Origin of the sequence: Flagellimonas sp. (assembly GCF_965601775.1) — a bacterium.
GTDB lineage: Bacteria > Bacteroidota > Bacteroidia > Flavobacteriales > Flavobacteriaceae > Flagellimonas.
Map to the genome: position 1 here is coordinate 2650776 of NZ_OZ271837.1, position 17316 is coordinate 2668091.

At 39.4% G+C, this 17316-nt stretch carries 20 protein-coding genes and 1 tRNA gene; 6 read left to right on the top strand and 15 right to left on the bottom strand.

All coding sequences use genetic code 11. The features are described from left to right. Nucleotides 1-21 precede the first annotated feature (21 nt). Nucleotides 22-168, top strand: a complete 147-nt coding sequence (locus tag ACSLUF_RS12260) for an SsrA-binding protein (RefSeq protein ID WP_435623076.1) — start codon at nt 22-24, stop codon at nt 166-168. On the opposite strand, the gene ACSLUF_RS12265 is transcribed toward ACSLUF_RS12260, so the two are convergent. Further along, nucleotides 165-677 carry an adenine phosphoribosyltransferase gene (locus tag ACSLUF_RS12265; RefSeq protein WP_435623077.1) on the bottom strand — a complete coding sequence of 171 codons (513 nt, stop codon included), beginning with the start codon at nt 675-677 and terminating at the stop codon, nt 165-167. The genes ACSLUF_RS12260 and ACSLUF_RS12265 overlap by 4 nt on opposite strands. A 65-nt stretch (nt 678-742) precedes the next feature. Between ACSLUF_RS12265 and ACSLUF_RS12270 the strand changes: the two genes are divergently transcribed. Continuing rightward, nucleotides 743-816: transfer RNA gene (locus tag ACSLUF_RS12270), tRNA-Arg, on the top strand. A 472-nt stretch (nt 817-1288) separates the two neighbouring features. Here the strand turns inward: ACSLUF_RS12270 and ACSLUF_RS12275 are convergent. From ACSLUF_RS12275 to ACSLUF_RS12285, 3 genes are all read right to left on the bottom strand, one after another. After that, on the bottom strand, nt 1289-1567 hold the full coding sequence (locus ACSLUF_RS12275) for a DoxX family protein (protein WP_435623078.1): 279 nt from the start codon (nt 1565-1567) through the stop codon (nt 1289-1291). 29 nt (nt 1568-1596) lie between these two features. After that, nucleotides 1597-2301, bottom strand: a complete 705-nt coding sequence (locus ACSLUF_RS12280; protein WP_435623079.1) for an SGNH/GDSL hydrolase family protein — start codon at nt 2299-2301, stop codon at nt 1597-1599. A 125-nt stretch (nt 2302-2426) separates the two neighbouring features. Continuing rightward, nucleotides 2427-3677, bottom strand: coding sequence for a YncE family protein (locus tag ACSLUF_RS12285; RefSeq protein ID WP_435623080.1), 1251 nt, complete (start codon nt 3675-3677; stop codon nt 2427-2429). Between the two features lie 237 nt (nt 3678-3914). Between ACSLUF_RS12285 and ACSLUF_RS12290 the strand changes: the two genes are divergently transcribed. Then, nucleotides 3915-4703, top strand: coding sequence for a LytR/AlgR family response regulator transcription factor (locus ACSLUF_RS12290; RefSeq protein WP_435623081.1), 789 nt, complete (start codon nt 3915-3917; stop codon nt 4701-4703). Nucleotides 4704-4705: 2 nt separating this feature from the next. Further along, complete coding sequence (locus ACSLUF_RS12295) at nt 4706-5833, top strand: sensor histidine kinase (RefSeq protein WP_435623082.1); 1128 nt, start codon at nt 4706-4708, stop codon at nt 5831-5833. A 90-nt stretch (nt 5834-5923) separates the two neighbouring features. Here the strand turns inward: ACSLUF_RS12295 and ACSLUF_RS12300 are convergent, their stop codons facing one another. Then, nucleotides 5924-6565 (bottom strand): transglutaminase-like domain-containing protein, encoded by a 642-nt coding sequence (locus tag ACSLUF_RS12300; protein WP_435623083.1) that lies wholly within the window; start codon nt 6563-6565, stop codon nt 5924-5926. An 80-nt stretch (nt 6566-6645) separates the two neighbouring features. Between ACSLUF_RS12300 and ACSLUF_RS12305 the strand changes: the two genes are divergently transcribed. Continuing rightward, a complete protein-coding gene (locus ACSLUF_RS12305; RefSeq protein ID WP_435623084.1) occupies nt 6646-7512 on the top strand; it encodes an AraC family transcriptional regulator in 867 nt (288 codons plus the stop codon). A 45-nt stretch (nt 7513-7557) separates the two neighbouring features. Here the strand turns inward: ACSLUF_RS12305 and ACSLUF_RS12310 are convergent, their stop codons facing one another. The 10 genes from ACSLUF_RS12310 to ACSLUF_RS12355 form a co-directional block, all read right to left on the bottom strand. Then, entirely contained in the window at nt 7558-8811 is a 1254-nt protein-coding gene (locus tag ACSLUF_RS12310) for an NAD(P)/FAD-dependent oxidoreductase (RefSeq protein WP_435623085.1), read from the bottom strand. A gap of 37 nt (nt 8812-8848) precedes the next feature. Then, nucleotides 8849-10414, bottom strand: a complete 1566-nt coding sequence (locus tag ACSLUF_RS12315) for an aldehyde dehydrogenase (NADP(+)) (RefSeq protein WP_435623086.1) — start codon at nt 10412-10414, stop codon at nt 8849-8851. A gap of 14 nt (nt 10415-10428) precedes the next feature. After that, on the bottom strand, nt 10429-11346 hold the full coding sequence (locus tag ACSLUF_RS12320; RefSeq protein ID WP_435623087.1) for a dihydrodipicolinate synthase family protein: 918 nt from the start codon (nt 11344-11346) through the stop codon (nt 10429-10431). A gap of 119 nt (nt 11347-11465) precedes the next feature. Further along, nucleotides 11466-11978: a hypothetical protein gene (locus tag ACSLUF_RS12325; RefSeq protein WP_435623088.1), complete on the bottom strand. Its 513-nt coding sequence runs from the start codon at nt 11976-11978 to the stop codon at nt 11466-11468. 58 nt (nt 11979-12036) lie between these two features. Next, a complete protein-coding gene (locus tag ACSLUF_RS12330) occupies nt 12037-12639 on the bottom strand; it encodes a hypothetical protein (protein ID WP_435623089.1) in 603 nt (200 codons plus the stop codon). Nucleotides 12640-12785: 146 nt separating this feature from the next. Continuing rightward, on the bottom strand, nt 12786-13061 hold the full coding sequence (locus tag ACSLUF_RS12335) for an ATP-dependent Clp protease adaptor ClpS (protein WP_435623090.1): 276 nt from the start codon (nt 13059-13061) through the stop codon (nt 12786-12788). 37 nt (nt 13062-13098) lie between these two features. Further along, complete coding sequence (prmA, locus tag ACSLUF_RS12340; RefSeq protein ID WP_435625839.1) at nt 13099-13935, bottom strand: 50S ribosomal protein L11 methyltransferase; 837 nt, start codon at nt 13933-13935, stop codon at nt 13099-13101. A 5-nt stretch (nt 13936-13940) separates the two neighbouring features. After that, nucleotides 13941-14690, bottom strand: a complete 750-nt coding sequence (tpiA, locus tag ACSLUF_RS12345; protein WP_435623091.1) for a triose-phosphate isomerase — start codon at nt 14688-14690, stop codon at nt 13941-13943. A gap of 24 nt (nt 14691-14714) precedes the next feature. Then, entirely contained in the window at nt 14715-15809 is a 1095-nt protein-coding gene (locus ACSLUF_RS12350; protein WP_435623092.1) for a BT_3928 family protein, read from the bottom strand. Further along, complete coding sequence (locus ACSLUF_RS12355; protein WP_435623093.1) at nt 15806-16348, bottom strand: DUF1599 domain-containing protein; 543 nt, start codon at nt 16346-16348, stop codon at nt 15806-15808. The genes ACSLUF_RS12350 and ACSLUF_RS12355 overlap by 4 nt, the downstream gene beginning before the upstream one ends. Nucleotides 16349-16441: 93 nt before the next feature. Here ACSLUF_RS12355 and folP point away from each other — a divergent pair, with 93 nt between their 5' ends. Beyond that, nucleotides 16442-17272: a dihydropteroate synthase gene (folP, locus tag ACSLUF_RS12360; RefSeq protein WP_435623094.1), complete on the top strand. Its 831-nt coding sequence runs from the start codon at nt 16442-16444 to the stop codon at nt 17270-17272. The last annotated feature ends 44 nt before the right edge of the window (nt 17273-17316 follow it).

Consider the following 17316-nt stretch of genomic DNA (forward strand, 5'->3'; position numbering starts at 1 on the left):
TAAACCAACCACATAGATATCATGCTTTACAAATTTTTGGCAAAATTGAACAAAATGTTGCTGCCTTCATTTACCAAAAAGGGGCTGGACCCTGCGAAGGCGTCAAAACTCCAATTGGCTATTATAGGATGGCGCTATTATGTAACCACAAGGGCATTGGAAAACTAGTACTGCAGCAAAGAAGCCACTTCGATACCGGGAAGCTTATCCCGACCGTTCAAAAACTCCAAGGTGATAAGAAAGTTACATTGCACGACCTCTCCCCCCAATTTTTCTACCATTTTTCTTACAGCAGCGGCTGTACCTCCAGTTGCCAAAACATCATCGTGAACCAGTACTTTATCACCTGGCGAAATGGCATCGACATGAATCTCCAACTCGTCCGTACCATATTCCAAGCCATAACTTTCGCTAATCGTATCATACGGTAACTTTCCTTTTTTCCGTACCGGAATAAAACCAGCATTCAACTCCGTCGCCAAGATGGGAGCAAAAATAAACCCCCTACTTTCCATACCGACCACTTTGTCTACCTGTTTTCCATTGACCAAACTGGACAATCCTTGAACGGCAGCTTTTAGGGCCTCAGGGTCATTAAAAAGTGGAGTAATGTCTTTGAATATTATACCGGTTTGTGGAAAGTCGTTGATATCTCGAACGAAGGCTTTTAGATTCATCTATTTTGAAGACAAGGTTTTGTTGTAAAGGTAAAAAGAAATATATTTGCAGCCCTTAAGAATTAGGCCTCCTAGCTCAACTGAATAGAGCACTTGATTACGGCTCAAGAGGTTGCAGGTTTGAATCCTGCGGAGGTCACTTAAAGCGCAAACCCTGTATGAAAATGCAGGGTTTTGTTTTTTTCGCAAAACCTCGAAAGCCCTTGCTTTTATATGTAAAGCGAAAAATCAGAACCGCATTGCTTTAGCAATGCTAGTTTGCATTTTCAGGCGGAGGCACAAAGGAAGGACGAAGTCAATCCTGCGGAGGTCACGACTAGCAAAAAGTCCATTACATATGTAATGGACTTTTTCGTTTGCGGAACCCCCAAAATACAATTTCAAAAGATTGAATAATGTGAAAAATCAGTGCCGAATTTGAGACTTTCCAATTGTCGAGGACAAGTAAAAGACCTTTAGGACCAAATCTGAAATCCAAGGCTTGCTTTAATTCAATTTTTTACTCTTTTTGCAAAAGAGATAATATTGAAATATCCATCACCATTAAATAGGATAAATATTGATGCAAAAAGCATCATAATCGCTGGGAATTTGGATGGGTAAGAATCGTTTTAGTGAACCAAATAAATGGCAATCACAAAATTGATTATCATAAGCACAGCTGCCCATTTAGTTTTATATCCCAGAATGAATGCGATTCCAGCCAAGAATTGTGCGTAGACAGATAGATGTGCTGCCCACAATGCAAAGGGGACATCCAAATCTTTCAAAAAATCCCGAAACTCAAGCATTCTGGTCCAGGAAAAAATATTGTCTTGTGTCCCATAGATAAGATGAAAACCTACTGGAAATCTTATAAAGATGTCGGCATATTTCTGTAAACCGCTCATTTATCCTGAATTCACTTACCAAACAATTTCTATTTAAAAAGACTGTCAACTATTACCTCCGCAGCCACTTGACTTCCTTTCTTGGATGGATGGAACCCATCTGGTCCGTAGTATGAAAAATCACCGGTTCGGTCAAAATAGCGTTTCCAAACCAAACCCACAGGGCATAAAATTGCATCGTTGACCTTCGCCCCAGAAGAATAGTTTTCAATAACTCTATCAAACGTCTGATAGTTATACCATGCTGGCCATACCATAAAATAGGCCAATTTACTCCCATTAGCCTTACAGATATTTGCGTATTTTTTTCCGTCATTGACTAACATATCATAGCCATCGGCCTGCGACGAAGGGCCTTGCTGAATGATTACAAAGTCGTATTTCCCAGTTCTTATTTGATTTTGCACTTCTCCATCGGACCAGTGGTCAACTATGGCATAGTTGGGTTTTGAAATAGAATGAACGCTCAGTGAAATTCCTTTTTTTTCTCCCTCCATTTTGACCAATTTGGGTAAGTCATTGGTATAGGTCAGACTATTTCCGACAAACAAGAGGTTATAATCCCTAGAAACCAGACCTGAATCCAGATTTGGCCGTTCTTGGGCTATCTCATCTTTATCAAACTCCGAATCCACGGTTGGCGACAGTGCCTTCGTGGCACATCCAAAGTTTACAATAAGAACCAAACTTAGTAGTTGAAAGGCGCATCGCTTATGTAGCTTGTAGTTGTTCATCGTAGATAGTTTCCTGTTTCCAAATAATTCACATCATTTCTATCTTGGTAAAAATCTATAAGTACAGCGCGATGCGCACCACCAATCAAAATCAACATTCTTTCTCTATTGTCAATCTGACACATTTATTCAAGTAATGAATCCGGTTTTATCCGAAGTATCTTTTGTTCTTCCCAGTTTTCAAAAATCGCTTTTCCATTTTTATCATAATGTGGCCAGGAGCTATTGGATATATAGAGGTATCCCAACTTTTCGTAATACTTGCCATTAGTGGGTTCACCTGTAGTATCCAGATTATTATCAAGTAAGGTTACTTCTTCTATTTCTGAATCCTTAATTGTTAATTTGATTACCCTTTTAGGGGTAGAGTTATTCTGTATGGCAATCAATTGGTTTTCCCTCACAAGCGTCAGCCCATCTACACCCTTGACCAAAAAATCATTGGATTTTAACCAAGTGACCCTATAATTTTTAGCAATATCAATCGAAGCTATGCCTTTGATGTAATCCGATACATACAACATATTCTTGTCCAAATCAATGGTTATGCCTTGCAGATTAAAGCCATCGTCAAAAGCTAACTTTTGTACAATGGTATTTGCTCTGGTGTCAATGACAATAATTTCGGGTTTGGAGGAATTTGATACATAGAGGTTACCTCCTTTGTCAAATACCATACTTCCCGCTATAAAATCATCTTCCAACGGTATTCTTGATTTTATCCCTCCTGTCAGAACTTCAATTTCCACAATTTCCGGTTTGGAAGACGGCGAACCTTTTTTCCTGGATTGGGACATTTTGGCCGTACTTACCCATATGGAACGCACATTCGGTTTACAGGCCAAAGCCAAGACGGGCAAGTCAAATTCCTTTACCACGGCCAACTCCCTTTTTTGAGTATTGTATTTAATAAGTTCTCCATTATAAAAATCCGAAACAAACAGAAGGCTATCCATAAGAATTAAATCTTCCAAGTGTCTTTTGCCATTAAAACGGACATAATCAACTCCCACAGTTTTTACCTTTCCGTAGTGTTCAACTAGGGAATCTAAAGAACCTATATACTGAGTCGATAAAAGAAAATTTCTAAAGTCAGCGTCTTTCTGATATTCAATGGTATTGTTCCAACTCAGTAGTCTTTTCAGGCTTATGTATGTATTTTTTAAACTATCGATTAAGCTATAACCTGCCGCCAGATTATACAGGATTGTAGGTTGTGAAGGGTGTAATCGCAGTGCTTCCTGATTAAGTGCCACAAATTTGGTATAGTCCTTATTCCTGTGGGCCTGCATACTTTCCTTATAAAGTGAGTTTAAATCCTGTCCATAAGAAAAAACGGTCATGGTAAACAAAGTAAGGAAGCAAGAATATTTCATTCCCAGAATTTTACTTCCAAAGTATCGAATTGACTGTTTTTTAGGATAGATATGATATATATGACCCAATTTTAGATAAGTACGACATGATTGCTATGTAGATTATTAAATATATTGTCCCTTCATTATTCCATGTTCTTGTTTTTTCTCCTCCTTATTTTGGATGAATAGTTCAATTGGGAGATTGAAAGCAAGATTGGATTCCAACAATGGGAACACATTAACAATTGACCCTAGATGAAAATTCTAATTGTCGATGATGAAAAGTTAGCGAGGAAAAGAATCCTGAAAATTCTCAATTCCAGGGAGGGAATTGAATTGTCTGAAGCAAGTTCTGGTACCCAAGCAGTTTCAAAGATAAAATCCGAACTCCCTGATATTGTTTTTTTGGATATTAAGATGACGGATTTTTCTGGCTTCGAGGTCTTAAAAAAAATAGAATCTTCCATAATGCCCATTGTTGTTTTTGTCACCGCTTATGACGACTATGCCATAGAGGCTTTTGAGGTCAAAGCGGTGGATTATGTTTTGAAACCCTACAAAGAAAATCGAGTATTGGACACTCTGGATAGTGCCATTAAAAAGGTGGAAACCAAACAAAAAAGCGAGCGCTATGATGAAATGTATTCACAATTTCATAAGCTATTCAACGACCCTCAAGGTCTACAAAAACCTTCTGAAGACTATTTAGAAAAAATTGTACTCAAAGTTGGCAGGAAATATGTATTTGCCCCCACAAAAGACATTAAGCATATCACATCTTCGGCCTACTATGCAGAATTGTTTATGATGGATGGAAAAAAGCACATTTATAGGACTTCCATGACCGCCTTAATGGAGAAGCTTGACCCTGATTTGTTTATACGGTTGAACCGCTCAACCATCATACAAATTCAACAGATTAAGGAAGTTATCAGTGAGGGATTTGGAGACTACTGTGTGGTCATGCAGGATGGCCAAAAATTTAATATTTCCAAAAATTACAAAACTGCCTTTATCAATAAGCTCAATATTAGGAAATCATAAAAATGAAAAAGAGGGCATATAAATTTCTAAATCGCAGGCTGTTTCAAGTACTTCTTCTTTATTATTTAGTGGCCTACATTATCGATTTTATTGCTACACTATTGATTTATAACCAAAACGAGGAGTTGACCTTTGTTTTAGAACAGCTAATCATTCAATATCTTATTTTATTTGCTTCCAAATTAGCTTACATCCTCGCAGCACTATGGCTTACAAGAAGTTTCTTTGTAAAAAAGGCCCTGAAATTGTGGATGTTTATTTTACATATTGGGTTAGCCGCTTTACTTTCATTTTATACGGCGCTCATAGTTTTACTTGTAGAAATTGAGTTGTTTTCCAAATCCATTTCGGTGACTTTTGAAAGCATTTATGTGAGAGGTTTAGGGGGGTTAAGTTTTAATTTTTTCGTCTACTTTTCTATGATAGCCATAGTTTATGCCTATTATTATATTCAACGAAAGGAAATGGATGATTTAAGAACCTCTACCCTTAGGGCTGAGCTCCTGGACTCAAAAATTCGTGCCTTGCAAGCACAGCTAAATCCACACTTCCTTTTTAATTCCTTAAATGATATTTCCTCACTTATTGATGAAAACAAAACTAAAGCCCAGAATGCTATAGCCGACTTGAGTTTATTGCTTAGAAAAACGCTACGCTTAAAGGATTCTAAATTAGTCCCTTTAAAAGATGAACTTCTTCTTTTGGACACCTACGCAGGAATGGAAAAACTAAGATATGACGACAAATGGGAACTTGTCAAATCCATTCCTGAAGGGCTCGAAGACTGCCTTGTCCCTCCCCTTCTTTTTCAACCTTTTTTAGAAAATACCATAAAACATGGTTTTTCTGAACGCCATCAAAAGGTAAAAACCTTGTTGCTCATACGGGAAAATGCTAAATATCTTGAAATAGATATCATTAATAATGGAACACCCTTACAATCCAACCCTCCCGTCATTGGAAATGGAATTGGAAACATCTTGGAAAGACTGGATTCTTTATTTCAAGGTTCCTTTGAGTTTAATATTAGCAATGACCATTTGGATGATGAACCTTTTAGTGGTCCTGTTGTTCGCGTCCAGCTTAAGTTCCCTGTTTTACAAACTTTTGAGCTATCATCATCAAACTAATTTTCCTTAGGTCAATTCAATGATTTAGTCGCAATATTTTGCTTAGCATGAATTCGAAATGAAAATTATGGAGTTCTATTCTTGGCTTCCTCAGGAGATTTGAATCTCATCTTTCCCCTTGTAGAGCTCATATAACTGAGGGTAATTTTCCTTAAAAGTTTTTTTAATGAAATCTAGAGGAACATCCGCAAAGCTCCCATAGTCCTCCAAATATTCCATAAATTTTTCACTATCCCGATTATATTCCTGGAAAACGGAGTCTTTGCTGCCATCAAATTCCAGAGGCTCTACATTGTACATCTCACAGAGTTCCTTATTGAAAGCGGGAGAACACTTGACCCATTGGCCCTTAAAAAAGACTTCCACCAAACCATGCGGTGCAATTTCATTGGACCCCAATTTTTTCTCCAATCTTTCTACCGCAATGTGATTGGACACCTTCGCCAATCGCAATCTTGCTGGTATTTCCAATCCCCTTAATCCTGAAACCAACAAAATGGCCTTATCAACACAATGGGCCTCTGTTTTGGTGGCGATATGACTAGAGGTATAATGCCGGTCGGTAAAACCGATACGATATGGATTGTATCTCCAGGAATCCCGGACCTTGGTATAAAGACCTGAAATTTTCTCCTTTTCCGTTGGAAGTTGCTTAAATTCTGAAATCAAATTCTGAATTTGCGGACTTTCATAATCGAAAAAAAAGGTTTTCTTTAAATACTCTTTTTGCATGGGTACAAGTCATTCCATTAACTCAGCATGTACTATTTAAGGCCAATACCCTTGTGATAGTAAAAGTTGAATACTAAAACATGAAGAACGCTATTCCGTTTAAAATATCCAAATCTGCGAATCATGCTCTTTTGGTACAAAATGATGCTGGACCACATTTTTACGACCGTTTGCATTATCATGAAGACTATCAGCTTATTGCTATAATAAAAGGGGAAGGCATATTATATGCGGGCAATGGGACGACTCCCTTTGCGGAAGGGGATGTTTTTATGATTGGCAGCAATGTTTCCCATCTGTTTAAAAGTGATACCCGTTATTTTGCCAAGAACTCCCCTGGAATAAAAGGAATTTCTCTTTTTTTTAACTACAATTCTTTTGGAACTGATTTTTTCAATATCAGAGAGATGCAAAATCTGAAAGAGCTGTTGAACAACTCCTCTAAGGGAATCAAAGTGGCCAAAAAATCAAAAAAACAGCTGTATGGATTGATTACCACCTTACCTTCACTTGAACAGGAGAAACGAATCATTGCCTTTCTCGAAATACTTTCTGCATTTGATTCTTGTGAAAAAGAATACATCAATGAATCCCTGCAACCAAGGAACTTTACTTCGGAACAAAATGAACGGTTGCATAAGATATTGGATTTCTCCTTTGAGCACTTTAAGGAGGATATTACTATAGAAAAAATAGCTGACCTAGCTCACCTGAGCAGAGCACAGTTTAGTCACTTTTTTAAGCTACACACAGGAAAAACATACATACAGTTTCTCAACGAACTTCGCATTGAGAATGCCTGTGTTCTGCTTAAAAACAACCAGTATTCGGTTGAATATATTTGTTATGAAGTGGGTTTTCGAAACATGTCAAATTTCTTAAGGCATTTTAAACGACAAAAACAGACCACGCCCGTTCAATATAGAAAACGCTGGAATCAAGGGTAATTGTAATCCTAATTTTTTTGGAATCATATGCATTTGAAACCATTTTTATAATCTATTCAAACGAAATGGGTATACATTGATAGATGGCTTTTTTCCACCTACCAGTTCGCTAATGAGTTTTCCCGTAATGGCACCCAAACTCAATCCCATCATTCCATGACCGGCTCCCACATACAAATTACCTATGGCTCCCGATTTACCAATGTAGGGCAGCCCATCCGGTGTACAAGGTCTATATCCTGTCCAGATTTCCTTCTCCATGACATCTGGTAATGGTAAATTATGGTAATACTGGGGTATACTCTCTAGGATTCCATGAATGCGGTTAAGGTTAATTTTTGAAGACAAGCCGCTCATTTCCAACGTTCCACCAATTCGTAGGTCCTCCCCCATTGGAGTTAGGGCTACTTTAGCTTCAGACAAGATTGTGGGTATTTTGGGTCGAACCCTAGGTTTGTTCAAGGTGATGCTGTATCCTTTCCCGTCTTGAATATGAACTTTAATATTTGCTTTTTTCAGCAGATTTCCAGTCCAACTGCCAGTCGCCATAACCACATTTTTTACAGGAATCTTTTGCTCGTTTTTAGTGATTATACTTTCAATTTTGGCTCCCTTCAGTTCAAAATCAACTATTGGAGTATGGGTCTTAAACTGCACTCCTTTATGTTTTAGAAACTCGGTAAGTTGAATCATCAATTTATTGGAATAGAGGTGGGCATCCCCGGGGAAATATATTCCCCCCAGAACATCTAAATCCATCTCTGGTTCCAGTTTCCGTAAATCCGAGGTATCCAAAATCTGTGCATCAATTCCTAAACTATGTGCTTGTTTTGCCAATTTTGCTTCTTTTGCTGCTTGTTTTTCGGTCTTATACAACATCAACAACCCTTTATCCTCATAGCCGAAATCAAAACCTTCAAAACCTGACAACTCCCTATACAACTGCTTACTGTATTCGTTAAGTTCATACAGAATGGGCATAGCATAGTGCACATGTTGCTGGTTGGAGGAGCGATAAAAGTGCCATAGCCATTGGATTAAATCTTGGTTTAACCTTGGCTTGATGTAAAACGGACTTTTACTATTGAAGATCCACTTTAAACCCTGGGCTATGACCCTTGGATTTGCCATAGGCACAAAATGACTAGGAACAATCATCCCGGCATTTCCATGAGAAGTACCTTCGCTAAAATCTCCACTATCAACTACAGTAACATCCCATCCTTCATCTTTTAAGTACCAGGCGGAACATAGGCCAATGACACCTCCTCCTACGATATGTATCGAATCATTACCCATTTTCGTGAAGTGAGTCAAAAGAAAACCACAAAATACATTATGATTTGGTCAATTCCCCATTAACAGTCCTCCAAATATTCAAAGGATTGCCATTTTTCAACGCATCTGGCAATAAAGTATTAGGTGTATTCTGAAAGGCAACAGGCCTTGCAAACCTCTTGATAGCCTCGGTCCCCACCGAAGTAAATAAGGGATTGGAAGTTGATGGAAACGGCCCTCCGTGGTGCATTGCGGGACATACCTCCACACCTGTAGGTACACCATTAAAGATTAGCCTTCCTGCCTTTTCCTTCAGTATTTCCACTAAATCTCTAGCATTCTCAAAATCGGTATCTGTTCCCATCAAAGTGGCAGTAAGCTGCCCATTTAACGCATTACCCACGGCCAACATTTCCTCTCTGTCCTTGCATGTTATCACAACGGTAAAAGGTCCGAAGACTTCCTCCTGCAAATGTAGGTTTTCGATAAATACGGAAGAAGATACCATGGCCAGGGCAGGGCCAGCTTTCCAAGGTTCGGTAATAGCGTCAAAAAGCATGGAAACTCCATTTGAATTTGAGAATTCACTTTTTTTCTGATGGTATTTGGAATGTATTCGTCCGCCCAACATGGTATCGGATTGCAACTTTTCAAATGCCTTGGTCAGATCTTCCAAAAAAGTCTGGACAGCTTCACCTTGTTCAATGACTAAAATACCAGGATTGGTACAAAACTGGCCTGCCCCTAAGTTTACCGAGTTAGCAATAGTTTCGGCCATGGGCCGACTATGGTTCTTCAATTTTTCGTTCAGGATAAATATGGGATTGTTGCTTCCCATTTCTGCATATACCGGAATTGGTTCGGCACGGTTATTCGCCAAATCAAACAGTGCTCGACCCCCGGCGTACGAACCTGTAAATCCAACTGCTTTTACTGTTGGGTGGCTTACCAAGGTTCTACCTGTTTCAATTTCCCCATTTAGGGATGAAAAAACACCTTTAGGCAAACCGCACTTATCAACGGCTTGTGCAATTGCTTCAGCCACCAAGGCATTAGTCCCCAAATGCGCGGGATGCGATTTTACTATTACAGGACAGCCGGCCGCTAAAGCCGAAGCTGTATCTCCTCCGGCGGTAGAAAATGCAAGAGGGAAATTACTGGCAGTAAAAACGGCTATCGGACCGATAGGAACCAGTATTTTACGGATATCCACCCTAGGTAAAGGTTCTCTATCTGGAATAGCTTCGTCAATTATGGCATTTACCCAACTTCCCTTCTCCACCAGATTCGCAAACAATCGCAATTGATTGCATGTTCTACCCCTTTCTCCCATTATTCTACCTTGGGGTAAGCCTGTTTCAGCCATAGCTCGCTCCACCAAGGTCTCACCAAGGTTTTCTATTTCCTCCGCAATTGTTCTTAAAAAGGCTGCCTTTTCTTTCCCTGATTTGTTTTTATACAATTTGTAGGCTTCATGTGCTTGTTGGCACGCTCGGTTTACCTCGGCATTCGTTGCTACCACAAAACTTTCTGGCAAAGCTTGCTGGGTAATTGGGTTTACCGATTGTATGGTAGTCTTTCCTTCAGCGCTGGGTGTGCCGGCTATAAGATTTTCAGTAATCATAGGTTGGGGTTCAATTAAATATTCAAATAATCAGGTAGTTGAGGTCTTGTTGCCAATCCCTTTTCCAATATGGCTTGAACACGTAATCTTTCATCTCCTTGTAGTACTTTACGTGGTGCTCTAACGTGCTCGGTTCCTATTCCAGTCATCACCTCAGCCAATTTTATGTTTTGAACCAATTGCGGGCTTATGTCGAGTTCCAGGATGGGTAAAAACCAACGATAAATTTGGAGTGCTTCCTCTATTCGACCTGCTTTAACCAAACGGTAAACAGCAACGGTTTCTGCAGGAAAAGCATCCACTAAACCAGCCACCCAGCCATCAGCGCCCATCAACAGTTCCTCCATGGCCAAAGTATCTACGCCACATAGTATTTTGAACCTATCCCCAAAGTGATTTCGCATTCGGGTTACATTCGAAATGTCCCGAGTACTTTCTTTTACCGCCTTTATATTTTCAATCTCCTTAAGCTGCTCAAACATCTCAAGGGTCACTTCAATTTTATAATCAAAGGGATTATTGTAAATCATTATGGGCAAAGAAGTGCTTTTGGCAATTGAAATGAAATATTCCAAAACCTCATCATCGGTGGGTTTGTACATCATGGGAGGTAAAAGCATTATCCCATGCACACCTATTTCACTGGCTTTCCGAACTAATTCAATTGCATTCTGAGTCGCTCCTTCGGCAACATTGAGAATAATATCGATTTGGTCACCAAAACTATCCAAGGTGGCTTTGGCAAGGTCTAGTCTTTCCATATGGGCAAGGGTACTACTTTCTCCCAAGGAACCCCCAATGACCACCCCATCTATCCCAGCTTTGACTTGAAAATCAATATTCTTTAAAAACGCGGGAATATCCAGTTCCCCGTTCTCTTTGAACTTTGTGGTTACGGCGGGATACATCCCTGTCCATTCTACTTGTCTCATATTCTTATTTATCGATAGGTAAATTTAGTATCTGAGCCAATATTTTTTTATAGGATTATCTTGACTTTTGATACTATTGCCCGAGCTCAAAGACTTTGCGATTTAACCGGATTCAGCTTTCAGTTTTTCCAGAGAGGAATTCCTTTTTCCTCGGATGAAGGACCTTGCTTTACAAACCAGGAAACATTCATATTTCTTTGATTATGTCCCAAAATAGTGTCTTTGGCCAAGCTCATGGTCAATCGGTCAGAAAACCCGTTGGTACCCACAAGAATATTCCAATGGGTCTCCCTAAAAACAATATTGGTTGTATCTTTTTCTATCAGCGGGGTTTGTCCGATGATAGGAAGCATTTGAGCATACACATCGGTGTCATTCAAAATGGTAAAGAAATGCGCTTCAAAAACATGCTCAATGGTAAGTGTGGTGTCCTTACGCAATTGTCCTCCGAAACCAATTTTCACCGGGTTTCCGTTCCTGATAGCATTCAACAGGTCCTGTTTATTACCGAATAGAGGTGTGCCATCGGCGCTATTTTTATAAATCAGTTGCCATTTTGCCTCTTCCGAAGAAGATGGAGCTCCACAATTTATACAGAAAACGAATCCTAGAATCAACCCGAATTTTCTCATATACGCTTGATTTGACCTAGAAAAGGTACTATTCTTTTCGAAATATGGCTTGTTAAAATCAATTCCTTAAGGAATCTATGGTATCTTGGGCTTTGGCAAGTTCTTTGACAAGCCTCTCATTTTCTAGTTTATATTGCGATTCTACTTGTTCCAACCTTCTTTCAAACTCATCTTTTGGAACATATTCCGGCTTTAAGAATGTATTGTTTAAGATACTGTACAAGGTGAACAAGAAGCTGATTATTACTGCTGCAATAAGGACGGTCAGCAAATTCTTCTCTCGTTTGAGGGTAGGGGAATTTTTCTTGAGCAGCTTTTTTTCATCCTTTGAAAGTTTGCGGTTCCCAGAAAGCTGATTCAAAAAAGTATCCCACTTTTCCTCCTCTTTTACATGCATATCCAGAAAACCTCCGTCCATCAAAAAATCCTCCGTTTTAGGTGTAGAGGCCAACATAAATATTTCTACCCCATTCCCACTCATAATATCCAATAGTTCGGGGTTGTAATCCCGAATTTCCTTAATGAGTTTTTTGGCAAAATCTAGACTATAATTGGGTCGCAGAAACTCGTCATAGAGCACTTGGGCTTCAAAGTAATCCCTTCTTTCAAGAGCATACTGAAGAAAACGGTCCTTTAGCTCGGATTTAAAAAATTCGCCCATGCTTTGTTCCCAATTTAGAAAGCCCTTAAAAATAAATTAAATCGTCTATTGTAGAAGTCGCTATTGATAATTTCACGTAGAAATAACAGTTATTCCAGAAAAAAGCTGTCTTTTATCTTGCAAAAGGTAAATAAGAGGGTAGATTGTTATACGATTTCGGCGCTCAAACCTGCTTGAAGCAATCTGGAGCATCTGGGCTTTAAATCCTCATATTCCCCAGTTTTCACTGTGCACTTTCCATTGTAATGCACAATTAAGGAACATTGTTCGGCCTGCTCTGGAGTATGCTCACAAACATCAATAAGCGTAGAAATGACGTGGTCAAATGTATTCACATCATCATTGAAGAGAACAATTTCCGATTGTTTCTGAACTTCCTCTTCCAGTAAGAGCTCTTCCGATATTTTTTCCTTGGTGCCCAAAATCAAAAGTTTCCTGAACTAATATACTAATTTTCAGTTACCAACGCCGATAATGTGCTGCTACCCAGTTATTTTTTTCGAGATTGTCAATAAAATCCAATTTTACTGACTTACATGCCATTTTTATGCCATTCAAATCTTTTTTGTAAAATCCGCTTAACAACAAACTGCCTTTTTCATTAAGTGCCTTTCCATAAACCGGAATGTCTTCTAATAAAATATTTCTATTAATGTTGGCTAGAATGATATCATACTTCTTATTGCCCAAGAGACTCACATCTCCCTGAAAAGCGTGGATATCTTTGCAATCATTTCGTTCTATATTTTCTTGGGTGTTGATATAGCACCATTCATCAATATCTATGGCATCCACATGAATCGCTCCCCTCTTATTGGCCAAAATGGCCAATACACCTGTTCCGCACCCTATATCCAAAACAGTTTTTCCTTCAAATTCCAAATCCAGCATCCGTTTTAGCATCATATATGTGGTTTCATGATGCCCTGTTCCGAAACTCATTTTGGGTTCAATTACGATATCATACTCCACATTTTCTTCCGGATGAAATGGAGCTCGCACAGTACAAATCCCTCCAACGTGAATGGGGTGGAAACTCTTTTCCCATGCTGCATTCCAGTTTTCTTGGGGAATTTCCTTTTGTGTCCAGGTGATGCTAACATTTGGGTTTTCCAGTACCATCAAATCACTAAAAAGGTTCTGGTCCCAGTTCGATTTTAAGATATAGGCAAGAGCACCTGAGTCGGTTTCAACAAAACTTTCAAATCCAACCTCTCCCAGTTCAGCTATGAGAATATCTGCAAAGGGTTCCTTCGGAGTAATGCTGAAATCGAATTCAATATGAACCAAACCCAGAGTTATTAAATGGCCTTGACAATGGCAATAAAGTCATCTGCTTTTAGCGATGCTCCTCCTATCAAACCTCCATCTACGTCGGGTTTAGAGAAAATTTCAGCAGCATTTCCTGGCTTTACACTTCCTCCATATAATATGGATACATTGTTCGCAACTGAAGAGTTGTAGGCCTCTGCTATCGTTTTTCGAATAAAGGCATGCATCTCCTGGGCTTGGTCAGGAGAGGCTGTTTCTCCGGTTCCAATGGCCCAAACCGGTTCATATGCCAATACTAGCTGACCCCAAGCTTTTTCTTCTAGATGGAAAAGTGCTTGTTTCAATTGGTTTTCAACCACAGAAAAATGATTCCCCGATTTCCTTTCATCCAGCTCTTCCCCAAAACAGAAAATGGCAGTCATTCCTTTGCCAATAGCAGTATCCACTTTTTTAGCCAGAAGTGCGTCGTCTTCTCCAAAAAGGGACCTTCTTTCCGAGTGGCCCAATATTACCATATCCAATCCTATATCAAGAAGCATATCTGCTGAAATTTCGCCGGTATAGGCCCCGTTTTCCGCAAAATGCATGTTCTGTGCAGCCACATGAATAGTGGAGGATTGGAGATGGTTTTGTGCTGCTGCCAAGTTAATGAACGTAGGGGCTACGATAACTTGGGCATGAGTATCTGGAATTTTTGCAGAAAGTTCTGAAAGCAATACCTCGGTTTCGCTCAGTGTTTTATTCATTTTCCAATTTCCTGCTACTATTTGGGTTCTCATAGTGTTATGGTTTGATGTTTTTTGTTAGAGTTTAAGCTTGTCCAAATCGTTGTAATGGACCTTTTGCTGAATGGTTCCCCGCTCCAGGACCAAAACTGCCGGATTGGAACGAACAATCGTTTTCAATGTAGTTTCGTCCGTGAAATAAAAGTCAAAGTTCAGTCCATATTCCTGTTTTACTTTGTTGGCTCGTTCTTGACTTGAAGCTGACATACCGATAACTTTATATCCATTGGAAACCGCTTCTTCTGCAACCTCACCTACCTCACGAAAGACTTCATGATTGCTTTTCGCCAAATCGTAGGCGATAACCATCATCAACTTGTCCTCCTCCAATAGCTCAGCGCTTAGGTCTTCCCCATTCTGTTCAATAGTAAAATCATGAATGGGCGGTTCATACCCTTTCTGGATTTCAGTAGTTTCAACACCTACGAATTCTCCATCGACTGTAGGATACTCCCCATTGGTTACTACAATTTTATCCTCCCCATTCACCCTAAATTGCCATGCATACTCGTAAATAGGCTTAGGTGCATCATCAGGTACGGACATCCCTTCCTGGATATTTGCTCCAATTTTATAGGGCCTGAAATCCACTGATGGCAGGTGATTTAACACCTGATAAGCAATAGTGGCACATACCAGTACCGTGGCACCCGGTAAAACCCAACTGGTTTTTGTTTGCAACAGGGGTTTGATATACTTCTTTCCGAAGAAAAGAATCAATATCAATACCAGTAAAATGACATCCTTAGTGAAGGATTCCCATGGAGTCAGTTTTATGGCATCACCAAAGCACCCACAATCCGTAACCTTATTGAAATAAGCGGAATAAAAGGTGAGAAACGTAAAGAAGGTAATCATCAACAAAAGACTCCATACGGTAAATTTAGGTTTGAATCCCAAGAGCAGAAAAACACCTAGAACCACTTCCAAAATCACAATGATAATAGATAAGGCCAAGGCCATGGGCATCAAAAAGGGCAGGTCCAACACACCTTGACTAAAATATTCCTCCAATTTGAATGAAAAACCAACAGGGTCGTTCAATTTTATCAATCCGCTGATAATAAACAATACCCCTACAAATATTCTAGAAAACCAAACCAAATACTTCATGATTGCTCATTTAAATGGATAAGGGCAAAAACGGCATAATTGACCATATCCTGATAATTGGCATCAATACCTTCACTCACCAAGGTTTCGCCTTGATTATCTTCTATTTGTTTTACTCTAAGTAGTTTTTGAATAATTAAATCAGTCAACGAACTAACCCGCATATCACGCCAAGCCTCCCCATAATCGTGATTCTTGTTTTCCATTAACGTTTTGGTAATGTTGACCTGTCCATCATAGAGTGCAATAGCTTCATCTGAGTTTAAATCAGGCTGTTCTGAAACCCCCTTATCCAGTTGAATCAATGCCATAATGGAATAGTTGATAATTCCAATGAACTCCGAATGCTCCCCTTCATCCACTTTGCGCATTTCATTTTGCTGCAAACTTCGAATACGTTGGGCCTTTATAAAAATCTGGTCAGTTAATGAAGGTAATCGCAAGATTCGCCACGCCGTTCCATAGTCCTTGGTCTTTTTGATGAAAAGTTCCCGGCACTGTTGTATGACTTCATCATACTGTTGGGAAGTTTGCTGCATTTATTCGTGTTAATTTATGTAAATTTCGTTCAATGTTTGGCTGCAATAGCACATCGCCAAAGATAATCAAACCCGTAAAAGCACCTTCTCTTTATGACAATAAACTGTAAGGGTACCCTTGTTGATTTGAGTGTACCTAAAGTAATGGGAATCCTTAACCTCACCCCAGACTCGTTTTATGATGGTGGTAAATACAAAAATGAGTTCGCCATCTTGAACAGGGTGGAAAAAATGTTGGCGGAAGGTGCCACATTTATCGATTTAGGCGCTTATAGCTCACGTCCGGGTGCAAATCATGTTCCGGAAGATGAGGAGAAACAACGAATGTTTCCGGTTATTGAGCTATTGTTGAAGCATTTTCCCAAAGCTTTGTTATCCATTGATACATTCAGAAGTTCCGTCGCTGAAACCTGTATTGAGATGGGAGCTGCGTTAATTAATGACATTTCCGCTGGTAATCTTGACCCAAAGATGTTTGATGTTGTTGCTGAATTTCAAGTGCCGTACATCCTTATGCATTTAAAAGGAACGCCACAATCCATGCAACAAAAAGCGGTATACGACAATGTAATTAAGGATTTGCTCCAATATTTTGCGGAAAAAATTCAATACGCACATTCTAAAAAAATCAATGATATTGTAATAGACCCTGGGTTTGGTTTCGCAAAGACTCTGGAACAAAACTATCATGTGCTTAACCATTTGGACTTGTTTCAAAGCTTGAAAAAGCCCATACTGATTGGTTTAAGTCGAAAATCCATGATTTATAAGACGCTTAAATCATCTCCTGCCGAAGCTTTGAATGGATCGTCCGTTTTGCACAGTGTGGCCCTTTTGAAAGGTGCCCATATTCTAAGGGTTCATGACGTGAAAGAAGCTATGGAATGCATTACTTTGTTAGAGACCCTGAAGCATAACGCTTAGAACGTCCAAGTTTTTCTAATTTTGTTAATTTTACAAAAACGGCG